We start from the raw sequence: 18,779 nt of genomic DNA on the forward strand, positions 1-18,779 counted from the left end.
ATCCCGTTACTGCGAGTGGAGTTGGACCATGACCGAGCTCTTGCACGGCCGCGTCGACGGCGCCGCCCCGTTTCCCATGACCGAGACCCAGCAGGCACTGATGATCGGGCGGGGCGAGGGAGTGGAGCTGGGCAGCATCGGCTGCTACGGGTACTTCGAGTGGGAGCGCGCCGATCTGGACCCGGAACGGCTGGTGACGGCCTGGCGGCGGGTGGTCGCCCGCCACGACATGCTCCGCGCCGTCGGCCGCAGTGACGGCACCCAGCAGGTGCTCCAGGACCCGCCGCCGTACGACGTACCGGTCCTCGACCTGCGGGGGCTGGACGCGGCGGATGCCGAGCGGCGGCTCGACGCGCTGCGGTCGGAGATGAGCCACCGGGTGTTCCCGGTCGGCAGCTGGCCGCTGTTCGACCTGCGGATCATCCGCCTGCCCGGCGAGGGGAACCTGAGCCGTGTCCATCTCGGCATCGACCTCCAGGTGCTGGACGCCTCCAGCGCCTTCCAGGTGCTCTTCCCCGACCTGATCGACCTCTACGAGAACCCGGATGCCGAGCTGCCCGCGCCGGGCATCACGTTCGCCGAGTACGCGCGCTGGCGTGCCGAGGACATGCCGCACACCGAGACGTTCCGCGCGGCCCGGGACTACTGGCTCCAGCGGGTGCCCGACCTGCCGCCCGCCCCGTCGCTGCCGTCCGGAGGCACCCGCGACGGCGAGGTCCGCTTCGCGCGCCACGAGCACCGGCTCTCCCCCGCCGACTGGCAGCGGCTGCGCCGCGTGGCCGGGGAGGCGGAACTGACCCCGTCCGTGCTCCTCACCGCCGCGTTCGCCGAGGTGGTGCGGTGCTGGGCCCAGGAGGCCGACTTCACCCTCAACTACCCGGTCTTCGGACGGCCCCGGGTGCACGAGGACATCGGCGGGGTCCTCGGCGACTTCACCAACGCCGTGCTGCTGGCGGTGGACAGCTCCGGCGCGACCTTCCTGGACCGTGCGCACGCCCTGCGCGACCAGTTGCACCGCGACATGGAGCACGGCGCCTTCAACGGGGTGCGGGTGCTGCGCGAGCTGACCCGGCTGCACGGCGTCGGCGACCAGGCCGGCATGCCGGTCGTGGTCACCAGCCTGCTGGACTACCCGGTCCGCCGCCCGGTCACCGACCTGGGACGCGAGGTCTACTCGATCTCGCAGACCCCGCAGGTCTCCCTGGACGTCCAGCTGCGCGAACTGGACGGCGGGCTGCGGGTCATCTGGGACTACGTCGACGGCGCCTTCGCCCCCGGCTTCACCGAGGCAGCGTTCGGCGTGTACGCCGCCCTGCTCCAGCGCCTCACCGACGACCCGGCCGCCCTGCACACCGAGCGTTTCGACCTGATCCCGCCGTCCGAGCGCGAGTTGCGCCGCCGGATCAACGACACCTCCGGGCAGATCCCGTACATCACCCTGCACGATCTGTTCGCCGAGCAGGCCGCGCGCACGCCCGACGCCGAGGCCGTGGTCGACGCGAAGCGCCGGCTGACCTACGCCGAACTCGCGACCTACGCCTGGCGCATCGGCCACCGGCTGCGCCGGCACGGTGCCGAGCCCGGGGAGCTGGTCGCCGTCGTGATGGAGAAGGGCTGGGAGCAGTACGCGGCGGTCTACGGCATCCTGGCGTCCGGCGCCGCCTACCTTCCGCTCGACGCTTCCGTGCCCCCGGACCGGCTGCGCCGGCTGCTCGCCGACGCGGGCGTGGACAAGATCCTCACCCAGTCCTCGCTGGAGACACGGATCGCCTGGCCCCCGAACGCCCGGCGCTACCGGGTGGACCAGGACTTCGAGGTCGGCGCCGCCACCAGGCCCGAGACCGCGCAGAGTCCCGCGGACCTGGCGTACACCATCTTCACCTCGGGCTCGACCGGCGAGCCCAAGGGCGTCATGGTCGACCACATCGGTGTGGTCAACCTGATCCGCGATGTCGCCGAGCGGTTCGCCGTCGACGCGTCCGACCGGCTGCTGGCCGTCTCCGGACTGCACTTCGACGCCTCGGTCTACGACGTGTTCGGGGTCCTGACGCAGGGCGGCACCGTCGTGATCCCGCCGCCGTTCCAGCACGCCCAGCCGGACGTGTGGGCCGATCTGGTGGCCGCCGAACGGGTCACGCTCTGGAACTCCGTGCCCGTGCTGATGGAGCTCCTCGTCGGCGAGGCGGAGGTGCGCGAGCGACGCGGCGGCGGCCGGCCGCTCGAGTCCCTGCGCCTGTCGGTGCTCTCCGGCGACTGGATCCCGCTGACACTGCCGGACCGGCTGCGCGCCCAGAGCCCGCGGATCCAGGTCGTGGGCTCGGGCGGCCCGACGGAGACGATCTGCTGGTCGCTGTTCCAGCCGATCGGCGAGATCGACCCGTCGTGGACGAGCATCCCGTACGGCACGCCCATCACCAACCAGCGCTACTACATCGTCGACGGCACCGCCCATGAGCGTCCGCTCGGCGTGGTCGGTGAGATGGCCGTGGCCAGTGACGTGGGTCTGGCACTCGGCTACTGGGGGGACGGCGAACGCACCCGCAGCCGCTTCATCCGGCTGCCCGAGACCGGCGAACGGGCCTATCTGACCGGCGACCTGGGCCGGTACCTGCCCGACGGCAGCATCGAGATCCTGGGCCGGGACGACTTCCAGGTGAAGGTGCAGGGCCACCGGATCGAGCTCGGCGAGATCGAGGCCGCGCTGCGCCAGGACCCGCGGGTCTCCGCGGCCGTCGTGGTCGCCCCGGCCAGCTCCCACGGCGTACGCCGGCTGCACGCCTATGTCGTCGCGGAGCAGGTCCGCTCCGGCTCCGGTTCCAGTTCCCACCCCGGCTCCGGCTCCGGCTTCGGTGAACAGATCCTGGCACGGCTCACCGAACACCTGCCGGCGTACATGGTCCCGTCCGCGCTCACGGTCCTGGACGAGTTGCCCCTGACGCGCAACGGCAAGGTGGACCGGCTGCTGCTGGGGTCGACCGCCGGGGCGCAGCACAGCGCCGAGGACCCGGCCGGGGCGAGGAGCGACGAGGAGCCCGGCGACGCACTGGAGCTGGTGCTGTGCGCGGCGGTCGGCGACATCCTCGGCCTCGACAGGGTTGTTCCGGGCGACAACTTCTTCAAGCTGGGCGGGGATTCACTCAGCGGCACCCGGCTGGCCGGGCTGCTCCAGGAGCTGCTGGGCGTTCCCGTACCGGTCAAGACCGTATTCCAGACCCCCGTCGTCGCCGAGCTCGCCGGAAAGATCGCGGCCGACGATGAGTACGGCGCCGGGGCGGTGGCGGCCGCGCAGGCGCTGGCCGAGATGTCCCCGGACGACACCGACAGCCCGGCCGACCTGTCCGCGGCCGCCGGGGCGGGCGGGCGGGCCGACGCCGCCGACGCTCCGGACCGGACGGCCGGCTCCAGCAACTCCAGGAGGGGACAGTCATGACGTTCACGCTGCCCGCACCGTTCGAAGCGCCTGCCGGGGACCGGGCCCGCCCGGCCGCGGGGCTCCCGCAGGACGGACCCGACCTCGTCGACTTCGCCGGCCGCGCCGCCGCCCGGCTCCGGCAGACCGACGCCGCCCTGTACGAGCTGCTGAACAGGGAGTCGGCGCGCCAGAACGACACTCTGATGATGGTCGCCGCCTCCAGCGTCGCCGACCCCTCGGTGCTCGCCTGTGGCGGCAGCGCGCTGGGCAACCTCACCGCCGAGGGCTATCCCGGCGGGCGGTACCACGCGGGCTGCCAGGTGGCCGACGAGATCGAGCAGCTGGCGATCGAGCGGGCCTGTGCGGCGTTCGGCGCCAGGGACGCGATCGTCCAGCCGCACTCCGGGTCGTCGGCGAACCTCGCGGTGCTCACCGCGCTGCTCGGCCCGGGTGACACGCTGCTCGGCCTGGACCTCGACTGCGGCGGTCATCTCACCCACGGCTCCCCCGCCTCGGTCAGCGGCCGTTACTACCGGGCGAAGGGCTACCGGGTCACCCCGGAGGGACTGCTCGACTACGACCAGATCCGTGAACTGGCCCTAGAACACCGGCCCAAGCTGATCGTCTGCGGTGCGAGCGCGTATCCGCGCAGCATCGACTTCGCCCGCTTCCGCGAGATCGCGGACGAGGCCAACGCCTACCTGCTGGCCGACATCTCCCACATCGCGGGCCTGGTCGCGGCCGGGTTGCACCCCAGTCCCATCGATCACGCCCACATCACCACCACCAGCACCTACAAGCAGTTGTACGGCCCGCGCGGCGGGCTGATCCTCCTCGGCCGCGACGCCCGCAAGGCCGGGCCGGAGCGGGGCACCCTCGCGGCCACCATGCGCCGGGCCGTGTTCCCCTTCACCCAGGGCACGCCGGACCTGGCCTCGGTGGCGGCGAAGGCGCGCGCGCTGGACTTCGTGGCGGGCCCCGACTTCGCCGAGCTGGCCAAACGGCTCGCGGACGGCGCCCAGGCCATCGCCGAACGGCTCCTGGAGCGCGGCCTGCGGCTGGTCACCGGCGGCACCGACACCCACATGGTTCTCATCGACCTGCGCGGCACCGGCCTGACCGGGGACATCGCGGAAGAGGCCCTGGAGTCCTGCGGGATCGTCGTCAACCGCAACCGCGTCCCCGGCGACACGACGCCCGTGCGCACCACGGGCGGTCTGCGGCTCGGCAGCAACACGCTGGCAGCCCGTGGCATGGACCGCGGCGCGGCCGCCGTGTGCGCGGACCTGGTGGCCGACGTGCTCGACGCACTGCGGGCCGGCTCCGGGGTGCTCCCCGAAGCGGTGCGCGCCGCGGTGCGCACCCGCGTCACCGGGCTGTGCGCCCGCTACCCCATCCCGGGGTACCTGACGTGACGTTCAGCGGCTTTCCGCCCTCGGCGCTGCACCTGTACGCGGACCTCGCGGAGGACAACACCAAGGAGGCGTGGCGGCTGCGCCATCGGGCCGTCTACGAACGTGACGTACGCACGCCGATGGAGGAGCTGGCCGCCGAACTGTCCGCGGACTTCGCCGAGTACGCCGGTCCGGACGGGGTGAGCGTGCTCGGCCCCGTCCGGGACACCCGGATGTCCCGCGACAAGTCCCCGTACAAGACCTACCAGGGGGGTTACCTCGATCTGCTGCCCTGCCTGGGCTTCTGGGTGCATCTGGACCGCGATGGACTGTACGCCTCCGGGCGCTACTACCCGTACGGCGGTGACGAGGTCGCCCGCTACCGTGCCGCCGTCGACGAGGAGGCGGGCGGCGCGGAACTGACCGCGATCGCCGCACGGTTGGAGGAGGCGGGCTTCGTCATCGGCGGCGACCGGCTGAAGTCCCGGCCGCGCGGTGTGCCGGCGGACCATCCCCGACTGGACCTGCTGCGGCACCGCAAGATCGACGCCGGCCGGCGGCTCGGCCCGGGGCCCGACCTCCGTTCGGCCCGCGCCGCGGACTTCGTCCGCGAGACCTGGCAGCTCGCGCGCCCGCTGCTGGACTGGGCCGCGGCCCGCAAGCTCACCCCGGTTTCCCGAGGCCAAGGAGCTGACGCACCGTCATGACTGCCGAGACCGTTGATCTGCGCAGCGACACCGTCACCCGGCCCACACCCGGCATGCGCAGGGTCATGGCCGCCGCGGAGGTCGGCGACGACCTGTTCGGCGAGGACCCCACAGTCCGTGCGCTGGAGGAACGGGTGGCCGGCCTGTTCGGATTCCCCGGTGCCCTGTTCGTCCCGTCGGGGGTGATGGCGAATCAGATCGCGCTGCGCCTGCTCGTCGCCCCCGGCCAGGAGGTCGTCTGCGACGCGGAGGCGCACATCCTGGCCCATGAGGAGGGCTCGCCCGCGCGCTACGGGGGCATCCAGACGCGGACCGTGTCCGGCGAGCGGGGCCTGATCGGCGTCGAGGCGCTGGCCGGGATCCTGCGGCCGGGCAACGCGTACACCGTCGGCACACGGGCGGTGGCGGTCGAGCAGACCCATACGAGGGCGGGCGGCACCGTGTACCCGCTGCACACCCTGCGCGGGGTGCGCAGACTGACAGCGGACTCGGGAATCGCGGTGCACATCGACGGCGCGCGGATCTGGAACGCGCACGCCGCGACGGGCACCCCGCTGGCCGAGTACGGCGCACCGGTCGCGGACACCCTCGCGGTCTGCCTGTCGAAGGGACTCGGCGCGCCGGTGGGGTCGGTGCTGCTGACGTCCGCCGAACTCCTGCCGAGGGCCAGGTCGTTGCGGCATGGTCTGGGGGGTGGCATGCGGCAGTCGGGCATCCTGGCCGCTGCCGGCCTGCACGCCCTGGACCACCACCTGGAGCGCGTGGCCGAGGACCACGCCAACGCGGAGCTGCTCGCGGCGGGGTTGCGTGCGGCGGGGTTCGCGGTACGACCCCAGGAGACCAACATCGTTCTCGTCGACACGCCCGGCGCCGAGGACGTCGTGGCACGGGCGGCGCGGGAAGGAGTGCTGGTGACCGCGCCGGGTCCGGGAGTGGTCCGGCTGGTCACGCATCTGGATGTCGGACGACAGGCGTGCCGTCGTGCCGTGGAGGTCCTCGCCGCCGTTATGGGTGAGGGCCGTCCCCGGACACGGAGGTCCGCGGCCACAGGGCAAGCACAGCAAAGGGAAGAGAGCGAAGTAGCGGTATGAGTCTGGAAGTTCTGCCGGCGACCGCCGAGCGTTGGGACGATCTGCAGGCGGTTCTGCAGCCGAAGAAGAGCGCGCACACATGCTGGTGCATGGCGTGGCGGCTGACCACCGGCGACTACGGCCGGATGACCGCCGACGAGCGGGGCGCGCACATGCGCTCTCTCGTCGAGTCGGCCGATCCCCCGCCCGGGGTGCTGGGTTACCTCGACGGGGAGGTGGCCGGCTGGTGCAACGTGGCGCCGCGCAAACAGCTGGACCGTCTGACGTCGTCGAAGACGATCACGCCGGTCGACGACGCTCCGGTGTGGTCGGTGACCTGTTTCGTCGTGCGCAGGGACTTCCGGGGCAGGGGTGTCGCCTCGGGTCTGCTGGAGGGCGCGGTGGAGCATGCCCGGAGCAACGGCGCTCCGGCGGTGGAGGGTTACCCCGTGGACCCCGAGGGCGGCCGGGTGAACCCGACGCTCGCGTACGTCGGCACGATGGAGATGTTCGAGCGGGCCGGCTTCCGCCGGGTGAAGAGGACGGAGGCCAAGAGCGACAAGCGGTACCGCTGGGTGATGCGCCGCGACCTGGACTGACGGCCAGGGCATAGACGGGGTCCGCGGTACGCGGCCTGGGGAAGGGGCTTCCGCGCAGCGGGAGCCCCTTCCCACGTGGGCCTGTACGCCCGAGCCGCCGCCCTCGTGCACACGCTCGGCCGCTGCCGACGGTTCGACGTTCCCACCCCGCCGTTCGCCTGCGGCGTCGCTGTCATGTACCTCAACACCGATGGAATCAGGGACAACTGGTGTCGGACAACCCGGGAATCGTCGAATGGTCCTTCGAACAGCTCTTCAGGCATCACCGGCTGCTGTCGTGTCCTTCACCGGGGGCAGACCGGCCGCTGCCCGCGTCGGTCACGGGGACGGGCCGGCCGGTGTGCAGGGATCGGTAGGCGGCCAGGACTGTCTTGAGGGTGCGCAGCCCGGCCTCACCGTCGGGGTGGGCGCGTTGTCCGGTGCGGGCGGCGGTGAGGAAGCCGTTGAGCATGGCGGCGTCGAGGTCGATGCCGCCGGGTTCCCAGTGGGGTGTTGCGCGGTGGGTGTCGTAGCCGGTGAGGAGCGGTGGAAAGGCGTCGAACTCGACCAGCGCCCGGTCACCGACGCAGGTGAGGGTCAGGCCGCCCCAGGTGGGGTGGGTGGCCGGGTGGCTCCAACTGCAGTCGATGGTGGCGACGAGGCCGCGCGGGTACGTCAGCGTGATCAGGCCGGCGGACTCGACACCTCCTGCTGTGTCGTCATGGTGGCGGTCGAGGTGGTTGTTGGCCACCGCATAGACGTATGCGGGCTGTTCGCCGTCGAGAAGGACGTCGAGAAGGTCTGCGATGTGGACGGTGTGGTCCATGATCGCGCCGCCTCCGGAGAGGGCTGGGTCGGCGAACCAGGAGCGCTCCAGGGCAGGCGGGGAGGAGGTGTTGACGCCGTGGACGCTGAGGAGCCGGCCGAGGGAGCCGCCTGCGAGGGTGTGCCGCAGGGCGGTGAAGGCCGGGTGGAAGCGCACGGGGAAGGCGGTCATGAGGCTGACTCCCGCCGTCTCGCAGGCTTGGATCATGGCGCGGGCGTCGGGCTCGGTCGTGGCCAGGGGTTTTTCGCACAGGATGTGCGCCCCTGCGGCTGCCGCCTGCTCGACGAGCTGCCGATGCCGCGTGTTCTCACTGGCGACGATGACGGCCCGAGGGCGTTCGGCGAGGACCGCTTCGTAGCTGGACCGGTAGGAGACGCCCAGTTCGTCGGCGAGGGCCTTGCCCCGCACGAGGTCACCGGGCTCCGCATCGGGGTCGGTGGCGATCAGTTCGATGTCGCTGCGGTCGCGCAGCAGCCGCAGGTACGTTTCCGCGTGGACATGGGCGAAGGACAGGACGGCGACCTTCATCAGTGGCTTCCCTCCATGAGCGTGTGCGGGTGCGCCTCGTCCACTGCGACGGCCAGACCGGTGGCGGCGGACTGCCGTGCGGCAGCGGCGATACGGACGGCTGCGACACCGTCGAGCGCGCTGACCCGGGGATCGGGCCCGCCCTGGCAGGCGGCGGCGAACTCGCGTATCTGCGTGGCGAACGGGTCTTCGCCGAAACCGCCGGTCGGGACGCCATCGCCTTCGGCGATGGGGCCGCCGGCCATGCGCAGCGAAGGGTGCGCCAGGGAGTCGTGGGTGAGGGTGCCGTGGGAGCCCGCGACGTGGAAGGTAGAGCGGAACGGAGTGGCCGGCGGCCCCCACACCCCCAGCACCTGGGAGATCACACCGGAGGCGTGGGTCAGGGTCGCGCTGCCGACGGCCACGGCTCCCTCGGGCGCCGGCGCGGTGAGCTGACCGCGCTGGGCGGCGTGGACGGTGACGACGTCTCCGAAGAGCCACCGGGCGATGTCCATGTCATGGAGCATCTGGTCGGTGACGATACCTCCGGACAGCGCAGGATCGGCGAACCACGGACTCCATGTCGGATAACGGCCGGTCCGGGTGAAGCGGGCCACCGCGACGCGTCCGAGCTTCCCTGAGGTGACAGCCTCGTGAAGCCGCACGTAGGCGGGGAAGAACCGCACGACGTGACCGGGATACAGCCGGCGCCCCGCCTGCTGCGCGGCCTCCGCCATCACCAGCGCATCGGCGGCCGTCAGCGCGAGCGGTTTCTCGCACAGCACGTCGGCCTGTGCCTGGAATGCGGCCAGCGCGATATCCCGGTGGGTGGTGGTGGGCGTGCAGATGTCGACGACGGTGACCCCGTCCAGGGCTGCTCGCAGTGACGCGGCTTCCATGACGCCGAACTCCTCGGCAAGGCCGGCCGCGTGACCATCGGTGGAGAAGATGCGCACACGTGCCCCGAGGGCGATCCACGCCGGAAGGTGGGTACGTGCGATGAAGCCGGCACCGATCAGTGCCACGTCGAGGGTCTTGGTCATGCTCGCTCCTCCAGAGGGTTACGCCCCTGGGCGGCGGCCCGGGAGCCCGGGCCGACACGGCCGCGCAGGTGCTGGGGCGTGAGGTCGGGCACGGTCCAGCGCGCTCCGGCACGGGTGAGACCGGCCGCGGTCGAGGTGGTCGTCACGCCGACGATGTCCCGGACACCGGCGGAGCGCAGAGCCTGGACACCCGAGGGGGAGTCCTCGAAGGCCAGGCACTTGTCCGGCAGCGCCCGAAGAGCTGCGCACGCCTTCAGGTAGCCCTCGGGCGACGGCTTGCCGCAGGTGATGTCCTCGGAGGTGATCACCACGTCGATCAGCTCCCGCACCTGCAGGACTTTCTCAAGGAGGTGTTCGGCCCATCGGCGGCCGGCACTGGTGACGACGGACACGGGGTACTTCACGCGCAGCCGCTCGATGAGCGCGGCTGCACCGGGCACGACGTTCACACTGCCGGCGTGCTCCAGAGTGAAGGCGGTCATCGTGTTCACGGCGGTGACCGGGTCCGTTCCCGTCCACGGCCCTGGCACACCGGCGATGACGTCTACGGGCCGTCGTCCCATGTAGTGCTGCTCGTAGTCGGTGTCGCTCACCACCGTGCCCCAGGTGTCGAAGAACGACTGCCAAGCGCGACGGTGCACCTCTTCGCTGAAGACGAGGGTGCCGTCCAAATCCATGAGGACCGCCTCGTACGCCGATTCGTCACGGCTTCCTGTGAGGTCGGCGGCCTTCACGACGCGGTCCAGTGGAACATGAGCGCTCCGGCCCGGATCGGACCGGTGACGGCGGCCGGCTGCGCGGAACCGGGCGGAGAATCGAGGACGACCACCGGGCACATCGCGGACAGGCCGTGCGCGCGGACCGCATCGGGGTCGAACGTGATCACCTTCTGCCCCACCTCGACCTCTTCACCTTCCGCGACATGCCTCTGGAAGCCGCCTCCGTGCAGGCGTACGGTGTCGATGCCGAGGTGCACCAGCACGCCCAGCCCCCCACTGGTCAGGACCACGAACGCGTGGGGGTGCAGGGAGGCGATCCGACCCGCGACCGGGGCCATGACAGGCACAGGGCCTTCGCCGTGCGGCGGCTCCACCGCCAGCCCCGCCCCGACCATCTCAGCAGCGAACACCGGGTCCGGGACGTTACCGAGCGCCGCTACGGCACCGGGCAGGGGCGCGTGAACAGCGAGGCTCACAGCATCTCCTTGATGTCCTCGGCCAACGAGTCCGCCTCGGGGCCGACCACGACCTGTACGACGCATCCCGAGACCAGGACCCCGTAGGCTCCCGTCCCTCGCAGGGCCTGGACGTCCACTGCGTCCGGGTCCAGCACCTCCGTACGGAGCCTGGTGATACAGGCTTCGATCTCGGCAAGGTTGTCCGCCCCACCAAGCCCTTCCACTATCAGCCGCGCTTTGGACATGGCTGCGCCTCCTGACTAAATCCAACTGGTTATTACCAGTAATGACCGCAGGATAGCTCCGGTGGTCTCAGTAGCGCAACGAGTCAGGTCATGAACATGCCAATGCTTCTTGATAGAGCACTCCCATGTCGTAGCCGCTCCCCCGGCGGCGGCTCGCCGTTGCAGGATCCGCGCGGCCGGCGGCCTCCGCCGGGCTCCCGTCGGCGCCCGAGAACGTCTCGCACACCGCCTGGCCCTGGCCTACGACAACGCCACGCGGTACCACAACGAGCGCCGCCTCGCCCTGACCCTGCAGCGCGCCCTGCTGCCCCACCGCCTGCCCCAGGTACCCGGGGTGCGCCTGGCCACCCACTACCGGGCCAGCAACCGCGGCGCCGAGGTCGGCGGCGACTGGTACGACGTGCTCGCCCTGCCCGGCGGCGCCGTGGGACTGGCCATCGACGACGTCATGGGCCACGACGTGGAAGCCGCCACGGTGATGGGCCAACTCCGCTCCGCCCTGCACAGCCTGGCACTGGAGGGCGCCGGCCCGGCCCAGGTGCTGACCAGGCTGGACGCCTACCTGCAATCGGTCGCCACCGACCGCTTCGCCACCTGCCTGTACGCGGTCTACGACCCCCACCGCCACCGCCTGCACTACGCCGCCAGCGGGCACCTGCCGCCCCTGCTGGTAGCCGACGACACGGCCTACCTGGAGCTGCCCCCGGCGCTGCCGCTGGGACTGGGCAGCGCCCCGGTCGAACACGAGGTGGCGTTCCCGCCCGGCACCAGCCTGCTGCTGTACACCGACGGCCTGGTGGAGAACCGGGCGCTGTCCCTGGACGACGTCCTGGCGGCCCTGCGCCAGACCTGTGGCGCGCTGCCCGCCACCGCCCGCACCGACCCCCAGCAGATCACCGAACGGGCCCTGGAACTGCTGAACACCCCCAACCGGGTCGACGACGACACCGCCCTGCTCGCCGCCACCGCCGAACCACGATGTCGGACCGCCGACCCGCAGGCTGACGGAAGTGCCATACCACCACCGCTCCTGTTCGCAGTCGTTGCCGAGGAAGGGCCTTCAGCCGGTCTCGGGTGTCGAAGAGTGCGTTCGATACGTCGCTCGATCCGCCTTACGAGCGACGACGGTCAAGCGCGAACAAGCGTGCGGATGATCGGGGCGGTAGCGCGCTTTACTCTGGCTCCGCCTGGTGCATGGCGGATCGGGCCAGCCCGGTGATGAGGTGCTCGAGCGCGACGGTGGCGGTGGTGCCGGTGGCGGCGACTTCGGGCACGATGTCGCAGGCGGAGCGGCGCAGTTCGAGCCATCCGAGAAAAGCGGCGTACGCGGCGACTGCCTGACGCCGGGCCGTGGCGGTGTCCAGGCCCAGTTCGGTGTAGAGATCCGTGAGGTAGGCGATCCGCCGCTCGGTGACCCGGCGCAGGACCGGGGCGACGGCGGGGTGTTCGGCGTGGGCGACGATCGCGGGCTCCAGGCCGTTGATGTCTTCCTGCCCCAGCGCGATGGTGAACAGGGCCGTCAGCCGCTCCCGGGGATCGCTGATATCACTCAACTCTGAGATCAGCGCTGCGGTGTCGTCCCGCTCCCACACCTCCAGCGCGGCCGTCAGCAGCGCATCGCGATCCTTGAAGTGCCAGTAGAAGCTGCCCCGTGTCGCCTCCAGTTCACCCGCGAGTGCGTTGACCGACACTGCGGCGACTCCGCCGCGCGCCATCGCGCGCAGCGCCGCGGTCGACCAGTCCTGGGGGGTGAGGTGCCTTCTAGCCATGCCCGTACAGTACTGTATGGACACCCCATACAGGGGTGTACGGAATAGCGGAGGGAGCAGCATGACTCTGACGAAACTCGCTGGTGGGACGGCCGCATTCGGCCTCGCCGCGGTCGGGGCACTGCACGGGATATGGACCTTTTCCCCCTGGCCACTGGCCAACCGTGCCGAGTTCGCCCGTACGGTCGTTGGGGTCGCTGAAGCAGACCTGCCCACACCGGAGTTGACGGCGGCAGTCGCGGCGGCGCTCGGGGCGGCGTCCTATGTGATCGCGGCCCGGGCCGGCTTGGTCCCGCAGGCAGGGCCACGTCGTGTGGTGCGCCAGGGCGTATGGGGTGTCGCAGGCGTGCTGCTTCTGCGCGGGGCGGTTGGTCTGGTTTCCTCCGCTCTGACCGGCCGGCCGACCGAATTCACCCGCTGGGACCTGGCGCTGTACTCCCCGCTGTGTCTGGCGCTTGGGGGGCTGACGGCATACGTCGCTGTCGCCACTCGTGTCCCTCGCCGCGCAGGCCGGCGCCCTGTCATCAAGAGACTCAAGGACCTTAGGAATCGAGGAAACTGACGATGACCCGGTTGATTCCCCGACTGGTGATTGGACTGACCGCAGTGCACTTCGTGGTCGCCCTGATCGCCTCCAGCACCTTCGGTGACGTGGCCCGCGACGGATTCTGGAACACCGTCCCCGGAAGGCCGCAGCGCGAGTACGAGATGTGGTTCTTCCTCGCGGGGTTCGGCCTCCTCGCCCTGGGTACACTCAGCCAACGCATCGCCCGTGACACCGGCAGGCTCCCGGCACAGCTGGGCTGGTATCTGCTCGCCATCGGCGTGCCGCTGCAGATTCTCTATCCCGTCTCCGGCGCACCTGGACTGATTGTGCTCGGGGTGCTGGCCCTGATCGCGGCCCGGCGGGACGGTGCGGGGAAGAGCCGTCGGACAACCCTGTCGACGACTACCGACCGTGAGCAGCGCTCATGATCACCTGGAATCGCTCACAGAATCGCGGACTCCACACCGTTCCAGGATCCGCGACTTGATGCGCAGAGGATCCTGCGGAACCAGACGGCTTGCCACGTCCGGGACGTACTGTCCCGTCTCGACCGCTGCACGCCCCGCGAGCAGGGCCTGCCAGGCATTGTCGTCTCCCCATCGGCGCCAGAGCAGTTCAGGCTGAGGCCCTGGTGCGGAAGCCCACGAGGCCAGGGTGAGAACGTGGCGTTCGTCATCAGCTTGATCGCTCTGACGGAGCTTGGCTCGCCACGTCAGGCTTCGACGGAATGGTGAAAATTCGGAACGCCTCGACCGGGCACTTGCGCGCACCCTCATGGCCCACAGCAAGGCGGTACATGTGCTGGCGCTCAGCCCGGATGGGCACACACATCTCGTAGCCGGCAGCAGCGACCGCTCACTGCGGATCTGGGACGTCGCCGTGTGCCGTTCGGCCGGAACCGTTTCAGGGGACATGCAGCCCGGCTTCCGCCGGAAGCACGACACACCGCCATGCGGCGAACATGCCAATCCGCTCGCCCCGGAGGTGCGGGGGCTCGGGCGATCAGCGGTCGGTGAGGGTCATGTGCAGTTGGTAGCGGTCGGCGCGGAACCATGAGTAGGCATGCTCGACGGGCTGCCCGGAGCTGTAGGCGATGCGGTCGAAGGTCATGACAGGAGTGCCTTTGCGGATGCCCAACAGGGCGGCTGTCTCCGGAGAGGCGGGGCCGGCCCCGACGGTCTGCTCTGCGCGGTCCACGGGATATCCGAAGCGCGCGGCCAGCGTTTCGTAAATCGACGCCGTGAAGTCGACGCTGTCCAGTTCGGGCAGGAGGTCGGCGTTGTACCAGGCGTCCTCGAAAGAGATGGGGGTCTGGTTGGCCAGCCGGAGGCGGCGGACGTGCCATGCCTGTTGGTTCTCGGTCATCCGAAGGGCCGTGGCGGTGGCGGGAGGGCAGGGTTCCCGGTCGACGGAGAGCACGACGGTGCCCGGCTCCAGGCCGAGCCGGAGCATGTCCTCGTGGAAGGAAGCCAGGCCGAGCTCGGAGCGGTGCGTCCGCTCGGCCACGAAGGTGCCGCGCCCGTGCACCCGGACGGCCAGGCCTTCTTGCACTAGCTGACTGAGGGCTTCACGCACCGTCACCCGGCTGACCCCGTGGTCCAGGCACAGCTGCCGCTCGCTCGGCAGCGCATCGCCCGGGGAGAGCTCTTTGGTGCACATGTCAACCAGAATCGCGCGGAGCTGCGCGTGCTTGGGCAGCATGCCTTTGCCGCCGATCTGCTGTGTAGCCACTGCGACCCACTCTCGGTTCTCGGGAGGCGTCTGCCTCATGGCTGGTTACTACCAGTATGCAACACGCGGGGGACCTCTCGCTCTCGCGGTGGGTGTGCCCGCCCCAAGGGCCCGGGCGGCAGCAGCGCCAGGCCCGAACGCGGTTGCACCATGACGGGGCATTGACACGCCCGTGGACCGAAGGCCATTCTGGGAATGCAGCTGGTAATTACCAGTAGGTACCAGAGCCCCGCATGAGATCGGTCGTTCAGTCGCTCCGGGCTGCGTCCCTCTCCGGCTCTTCGCGCTCCCGCCCCTTCCGCGCACACCCCCGAGGTTTGTCATGAGCACCAGTACATCCACATCCGCCGGCCGCCGTCCGGGCCTGGCGGGCCTGCAGAAACTCGGCCGCAGCCTGATGCTGCCGATCGCCACCCTCCCGGCCGCGGGCCTCCTCCTCCGGCTGGGACAGGACGACGTTCTGGGCCGGTTCTCCGCCCTGAAGGACACCGCACACGTCATCTCCGCCGCCGGAGGAGCGCTGTTCACGCATCTGCCGCTGATCTTCGCCGTCGGTATCGCGATCGGGTTCGCGAAGAAGGCCGACGGTTCCACGGCGCTGGCCGCGGTGGTCGGGTATCTCGTCCTGGACGGCGTCTTCACCGCGATGTCCCCGGTGGTCCTGGAGGGGAAGAAGGACGTGGCGGGCGAACAGGCCGTCGTCAATTTCGGGGTCCTGGGCGGCATCGTCATCGGCCTGCTCGCCGCATTGCTCTGGCAACGCTTCTACCGCACCGTGCTCCCGCCCTACCTGGGCTTCTTCAGCGGCCGCAGACTCGTGCCCATCCTGACCGCAGTCACCGCACTCGTGGTCGGCGTCCTGATGAGCGTGGTCTACCCGCTGTTCAACAGCGGCCTCACCGCGGTCGGCGAGGCGGTCGACGAGAACAGCATCGTCGGCGGTGGCATCTACGGAACCGCGAACAAACTGCTCATCCCCCTCGGCCTGCACCACATCCTCAACTCCGTCGTGTGGTTCATCCTCGGCGACCACAACGGCGCCCACGGCGACCTCAACCGGTTCTTCGCGGGCGACCCCGAGGCGGGCATCTTCATGACCGGTTTCTTCCCGATCATGATGTTCGCCCTCCCCGCCGCAGCTCTGGCCATCTGGCGCGAAGCCCGCCCCGAGCACCGCAAGGCCGTCGGCGGGATCATGCTCTCCGCCGGACTCACCAGCTTCCTCACCGGCATCACCGAGCCGATCGAGTTCTCCTTCCTCTTCGTCGCCTGGCCCCTCTACCTGGTGCACGCCGTACTGACCGGAACCTCTCTCGCCCTGGTCAACGCCCTCGACATCCACCACGGGTTCACCTTCTCCTCCGGACTCATCGACTACGTCCTGAACTGGGGCAAGGCCACCAACCCGCTCCTGCTGATCCCCATCGGCCTGGGCTACGCCGCCCTCTACTACGTCCTGTTCCGCTTCGTCATCCGCCGCTGGAACCTGCGCACCCCCGGCCGCGAGGAGGACAACCCGGAGGCCCATCAGGAACGCCGCCCCCAGCCCGCGGCCTGACACGGCCCCACGCTCCTCACCGTTCCTTCGAAAGGAAACCGTCCATGGCGCAGCGCGTCGTCTCCATCGGCTCACGCAGCGGCCTGCACGCCAGGCCCGCCGCCACCTTCGTCCAGGCAGCCTCCCAGGCATCCCTGCGGGTCACGATCGCTGTCGACGGCAAGCCCCCGGTGGCCGCCGACAGCCTGCTGGGCGTCATGACGCTCGGCGCCGGCTACGGCGACCAGGTCACCCTGACCGCAGAGGGTCCGCAGGCGGAGACCGTCCTGGAGGAACTGTCGACCCTGCTGAGCAAGGAGCTCGACGCGTGAGCCCCACCTCCACAACGCCGACCGGCCACGGCGTCAGCCGCGGAGTTGCGTACGCCCCCCTGGTCCGCATGACGCCGCCGGTCGTCACCCACCCCGACAAAGCGACGGGCGGCGACCGACGACGGCAGGGGGGCTGACATGGAGGTGCTGATCCGCTCTGACGCGGATGACGCCGCCCGCACGGTCGGCGGGATCGTCCACCATGCGCTGGCCGAAGGCGTGACAACGCTGGGACTGGCCACGGGCTCCTCGCCCCTGGGGGTGTACCGGGACCTGGCCCGCCGCCACCGTCATGAGGGCCGCGGCTTCGCCGACGTCCACGCCTTCCTGCTCGGCGAGTACCTCGGGCTCCCGCCCACCCATCCGCGCTCCTTCGCCCAGGTGATACGACGCGAGCTGGTCGATCACATCGACCTCGATCCCGCACGGCTCCACCTGCCCTCCGGCACGGCAGCCGACCCGGCTGCGGAAGCACGCCGCTTCGAGCACTGCCTGACCGAGGCAGGGCCCGTCGGCCTGCAAATACTCGGGATCGGAGTCAACGGCCACATCGGCTTCAACGAACCGGGCTCCTCGCTCGCCTCACGCACCCGGCTCAAGACCCTCACAGACGACACCCGCCGCGACAACGCACGCTTCTTCGGCAGCGTCGACGACGTGCCCCGACACGTCATCGCCCAAGGGCTCGCAACGATCCGCGAAGCATCCCACCTCGTGTTGATCGCGACCGGCCCGCACAAGGCCCGTGCGGTGGCCGCCGCCGTCGAAGGCCCTGTCACCGCGGCCTGCCCCGCCTCGGTCCTCCAGCTGCACCCGCACACCACCGTGGTGGTGGACGAACTCGCCGCGTCCCAGCTGGAACAGCAGGCCTACTACCGCTGCATCGCCCGCCACAAGCCCGCCGGACAAAGGTACTGATGACAGGCACGGAAACGAGACGCCCCGCGCACGTCGTGGCCGTCGATCTCGGCGGCACCACGATCAAGGCGGCCCGATACGACGCTGACGGGATTGCCGAGGAGACCCTGCGGGTCCCCACGCCTTCCTCGAAGGGGCCCGATGCCGTCGTCGCCGCGGTCGTTCAGGCGGCCCGCGCCCTCGTCCGCCCGCCCGTGCGGGCCGTCGGCCTCTGCGCTCCCGGGCTGATCGACACCGTCGGCGGCGTCGTCCGCTTCGCCTCGAACCTCGGACTGCGCGACACGCCCCTTGCCGAAGCCGTCGCCGAAGCCGTGCGCCTGCCCGTCACCCTCGAGCACGATGTGCGGGCCGCCTGCCTGGCGGAGCGGCAGTTCGGGCTCGGCGCCGGCGTGAGCGACCTGCTCGTGGTCGTGCTCGGCACCGGCCTGGCGGCAGGCATCGTCAGTGACGGGCGACTGTTGCGTGGCGCGACGTGCATCGCCGGCGAGTTCGGCCACATCCCCGTGCACGCCGATGGCGAGCTGTGCACCTGCGGCCAGCGCGGATGCGTGGAGGCCTACGCCGCAGCCGGCGCCCTGGTCCGCCGCTACCGCCGCACGGGCAGTACCGCGGACACCGCTGCCGACATCACCGCACGGCTGGACAGCGATCCGGCCGCCGACCGCGTCTGGGCCGAGGCGACAGACGCCCTCGGCAGGGCACTGGTCACCTCGACCGTCCTGCTCGATCACCAACGCATCGTTCTGGCGGGCGGTATGGCAGCGGCCGGACCACGCCTCACGGACCCGGTCCGCCGGAGCCTGCAACGAGGGCTCGCCTGGCGCACCGCACCAGCCGTGGAGATCTCACCTCTCGGTGCGGACGCCGGGCTCCTCGGAGCGGCTCTGCACGCCCTGACAGCCACGGGCGCGGCACCCGCTCAGGGATGAGCCTGCCGGGACGCCTCGATCCCGGGCACCGACACGCGCACGGCCTGACCGCCTCGG

At 70.7% G+C, this 18,779-nt stretch carries 20 protein-coding genes; 13 read left to right on the forward strand and 7 right to left on the reverse strand.

The annotated features are described in order from the left end of the window. Positions 1 to 28 precede the first annotated feature (28 nt). Genes ACH5AF_RS21415 through ACH5AF_RS21435 form a run of 5 tightly spaced genes read left to right on the forward strand, consistent with a single transcriptional unit; the run spans position 29 to position 7,182 of the window. Positions 29 to 3,430, forward strand: coding sequence for an amino acid adenylation domain-containing protein (locus ACH5AF_RS21415; RefSeq protein WP_398903205.1), 3,402 nt, complete (start codon positions 29 to 31; stop codon positions 3,428 to 3,430). Beyond that, positions 3,427 to 4,827, forward strand: a complete 1,401-nt coding sequence (glyA, locus tag ACH5AF_RS21420; protein ID WP_398903206.1) for a serine hydroxymethyltransferase — start codon at positions 3,427 to 3,429, stop codon at positions 4,825 to 4,827. The genes ACH5AF_RS21415 and glyA overlap by 4 nt, the downstream gene beginning before the upstream one ends. Then, a complete protein-coding gene (locus ACH5AF_RS21425) occupies positions 4,824 to 5,513 on the forward strand; it encodes a DUF2461 domain-containing protein (protein WP_398903207.1) in 690 nt (229 codons plus the stop codon). The genes glyA and ACH5AF_RS21425 overlap by 4 nt, the downstream gene beginning before the upstream one ends. Next, positions 5,510 to 6,604: a threonine aldolase family protein gene (locus tag ACH5AF_RS21430; protein ID WP_398903208.1), complete on the forward strand. Its 1,095-nt coding sequence runs from the start codon at positions 5,510 to 5,512 to the stop codon at positions 6,602 to 6,604. The genes ACH5AF_RS21425 and ACH5AF_RS21430 overlap by 4 nt, the downstream gene beginning before the upstream one ends. Further along, positions 6,601 to 7,182 carry a GNAT family N-acetyltransferase gene (locus tag ACH5AF_RS21435; RefSeq protein ID WP_398903209.1) on the forward strand — a complete coding sequence of 194 codons (582 nt, stop codon included), beginning with the start codon at positions 6,601 to 6,603 and terminating at the stop codon, positions 7,180 to 7,182. The genes ACH5AF_RS21430 and ACH5AF_RS21435 overlap by 4 nt, the downstream gene beginning before the upstream one ends. Positions 7,183 to 7,444: 262 nt before the next feature. Here the strand turns inward: ACH5AF_RS21435 and ACH5AF_RS21440 are convergent, their stop codons facing one another. The 5 genes from ACH5AF_RS21440 to ACH5AF_RS21460 are packed head-to-tail and all read right to left on the reverse strand — an operon-like array spanning position 7,445 to position 10,959. Then, positions 7,445 to 8,515 (reverse strand): Gfo/Idh/MocA family protein, encoded by a 1,071-nt coding sequence (locus tag ACH5AF_RS21440; RefSeq protein ID WP_398903210.1) that lies wholly within the window; start codon positions 8,513 to 8,515, stop codon positions 7,445 to 7,447. Then, a complete protein-coding gene (locus ACH5AF_RS21445; RefSeq protein ID WP_398903211.1) occupies positions 8,515 to 9,537 on the reverse strand; it encodes a Gfo/Idh/MocA family protein in 1,023 nt (340 codons plus the stop codon). Before ACH5AF_RS21445 ends, ACH5AF_RS21440 begins: the two co-directional genes overlap by 1 nt. Further along, the gene (locus ACH5AF_RS21450; protein WP_398903212.1) at positions 9,534 to 10,271 is read right to left on the reverse strand and encodes an HAD family hydrolase; all 738 of its coding nucleotides are present in this window, start codon (positions 10,269 to 10,271) and stop codon (positions 9,534 to 9,536) included. The genes ACH5AF_RS21445 and ACH5AF_RS21450 overlap by 4 nt, the downstream gene beginning before the upstream one ends. After that, on the reverse strand, positions 10,268 to 10,732 hold the full coding sequence (locus tag ACH5AF_RS21455; protein ID WP_398903213.1) for a PTS glucose transporter subunit IIA: 465 nt from the start codon (positions 10,730 to 10,732) through the stop codon (positions 10,268 to 10,270). The genes ACH5AF_RS21450 and ACH5AF_RS21455 overlap by 4 nt, the downstream gene beginning before the upstream one ends. After that, positions 10,729 to 10,959, reverse strand: a complete 231-nt coding sequence (locus ACH5AF_RS21460) for a PTS transporter subunit EIIB (protein ID WP_398903214.1) — start codon at positions 10,957 to 10,959, stop codon at positions 10,729 to 10,731. Before ACH5AF_RS21460 ends, ACH5AF_RS21455 begins: the two co-directional genes overlap by 4 nt. 109 nt (positions 10,960 to 11,068) lie before the next feature. On the opposite strand from ACH5AF_RS21460, the gene ACH5AF_RS21465 reads away from it, so the two are divergent. After that, on the forward strand, positions 11,069 to 12,178 hold the full coding sequence (locus tag ACH5AF_RS21465; RefSeq protein ID WP_398903215.1) for a PP2C family protein-serine/threonine phosphatase: 1,110 nt from the start codon (positions 11,069 to 11,071) through the stop codon (positions 12,176 to 12,178). Here the strand turns inward: ACH5AF_RS21465 and ACH5AF_RS21470 are convergent. Next, complete coding sequence (locus ACH5AF_RS21470) at positions 12,132 to 12,728, reverse strand: TetR/AcrR family transcriptional regulator (RefSeq protein WP_398903216.1); 597 nt, start codon at positions 12,726 to 12,728, stop codon at positions 12,132 to 12,134. The genes ACH5AF_RS21465 and ACH5AF_RS21470 overlap by 47 nt on opposite strands. 61 nt (positions 12,729 to 12,789) lie before the next feature. Between ACH5AF_RS21470 and ACH5AF_RS21475 the strand changes: the two genes are divergently transcribed. The 3 genes from ACH5AF_RS21475 (at position 12,790) to ACH5AF_RS21485 (ending at position 14,331) form a co-directional block, all read left to right on the forward strand. Beyond that, positions 12,790 to 13,290, forward strand: a complete 501-nt coding sequence (locus ACH5AF_RS21475; RefSeq protein ID WP_398903217.1) for a DUF3995 domain-containing protein — start codon at positions 12,790 to 12,792, stop codon at positions 13,288 to 13,290. A gap of 2 nt (positions 13,291 to 13,292) precedes the next feature. Next, the gene (locus ACH5AF_RS21480; RefSeq protein WP_398903218.1) at positions 13,293 to 13,703 is read left to right on the forward strand and encodes a DUF6463 family protein; all 411 of its coding nucleotides are present in this window, start codon (positions 13,293 to 13,295) and stop codon (positions 13,701 to 13,703) included. 346 nt (positions 13,704 to 14,049) lie between these two features. Then, positions 14,050 to 14,331, forward strand: coding sequence for a WD40 repeat domain-containing protein (locus ACH5AF_RS21485; RefSeq protein WP_398903219.1), 282 nt, complete (start codon positions 14,050 to 14,052; stop codon positions 14,329 to 14,331). Here ACH5AF_RS21485 and ACH5AF_RS21490 read toward each other — a convergent pair. After that, the gene (locus ACH5AF_RS21490; RefSeq protein ID WP_398903220.1) at positions 14,278 to 15,006 is read right to left on the reverse strand and encodes a GntR family transcriptional regulator; all 729 of its coding nucleotides are present in this window, start codon (positions 15,004 to 15,006) and stop codon (positions 14,278 to 14,280) included. The genes ACH5AF_RS21485 and ACH5AF_RS21490 overlap by 54 nt on opposite strands. 322 nt (positions 15,007 to 15,328) lie before the next feature. On the opposite strand from ACH5AF_RS21490, the gene ACH5AF_RS21495 reads away from it, so the two are divergent. The 4 genes from ACH5AF_RS21495 to ACH5AF_RS21510 all read left to right on the forward strand — a co-directional run bounded on the left by ACH5AF_RS21495 (position 15,329) and on the right by ACH5AF_RS21510 (position 18,722). Further along, positions 15,329 to 16,564 (forward strand): PTS transporter subunit EIIC, encoded by a 1,236-nt coding sequence (locus ACH5AF_RS21495; RefSeq protein WP_398903221.1) that lies wholly within the window; start codon positions 15,329 to 15,331, stop codon positions 16,562 to 16,564. A 44-nt stretch (positions 16,565 to 16,608) separates the two neighbouring features. Then, entirely contained in the window at positions 16,609 to 16,875 is a 267-nt protein-coding gene (locus ACH5AF_RS21500) for an HPr family phosphocarrier protein (RefSeq protein WP_398903222.1), read from the forward strand. Positions 16,876 to 17,013: 138 nt separating this feature from the next. After that, a complete protein-coding gene (locus ACH5AF_RS21505) occupies positions 17,014 to 17,793 on the forward strand; it encodes a glucosamine-6-phosphate deaminase (protein WP_398903223.1) in 780 nt (259 codons plus the stop codon). Beyond that, positions 17,793 to 18,722, forward strand: coding sequence for an ROK family protein (locus ACH5AF_RS21510; protein WP_398903224.1), 930 nt, complete (start codon positions 17,793 to 17,795; stop codon positions 18,720 to 18,722). Before ACH5AF_RS21505 ends, ACH5AF_RS21510 begins: the two co-directional genes overlap by 1 nt. Positions 18,723 to 18,779 lie beyond the last annotated feature (57 nt).

This window comes from Streptomyces sp. NPDC018833, from assembly GCF_044390825.1.
In the GTDB taxonomy this organism is placed as follows: domain Bacteria; phylum Actinomycetota; class Actinomycetes; order Streptomycetales; family Streptomycetaceae; genus Streptomyces.